The sequence below is a fragment of the Halobacillus litoralis genome, assembly GCF_009856355.1.
Classification (GTDB): Bacteria; Bacillota; Bacilli; order Bacillales; family Halobacillaceae; genus Halobacillus; species Halobacillus litoralis_B.
This window is the reverse complement of record NZ_WMEW01000037.1, coordinates 1-674: the sequence shown is the minus strand read 5'-3', so window position 1 is coordinate 674 and position 674 is coordinate 1. Positions and strand designations below refer to the sequence as shown.

At 40.9% G+C, this 674-nt stretch carries 1 protein-coding gene; it reads left to right on the top strand.

From position 1 onward, the window contains the following. Nucleotides 1-118 precede the first annotated feature (118 nt). A partial coding sequence (locus GLV97_RS19700) for a reverse transcriptase domain-containing protein (protein ID WP_337194122.1) occupies nt 119-674 on the top strand: 556 nt, incomplete at its 3' end.

Here is a 674-nt window from a genome sequence, read left to right as displayed (position 1 = left end):
TGTAATGGAAGTGAAGGAATAGCCCCAAGTCTAGAGTATGAAACGATTATTTTCCTAACGTGAATGGCACCGATCGGGTAGGAACGTGGGAACATCACTCCAAAGGAGGGATGCCACAGTGTCAACGCTGCGAAACTGGGATTATTATAATATGACGGAGACCTTTACGGATCTTCATGAAAAAGCGAGTCAGGAACATACGTTTTCTCAACTATATGAAACCATCATATCGAGAGAAAACATCCTGCTCGCTTTTCGCATGATCAAAACCAATAAAGGTTCTAAAACACCAGGCACCGATGGGAAGACCATCGATGACATGAAAGAGCTCTCCGAAAATGATCTGGTAAATGAAGTCCGAAGTAAACTTCAAAACTATCGTCCGAAGAAAGTTCGAAGAGAATGGATTAAAAAAGAAAACGGAAAATGGAGACCTCTCGGTATTCCATGTATCTTGGATCGAGTGATCCAACAAGGCTTCAAACAAGTTCTCGAACCGATTGTAGAATCTCAATTCTTCAAACATAGCTACGGCTTCAGACCTCTCCGGTCTGCTCATCATGCTATGGCAAGAATACAATCTTTGATTAATCGCGGTCAACTTCATTACGTCGTTGATGTAGATATTAAGAGTTTCTTTGATAACGTAAATCATCGTCTATTAAAGAAGCAAC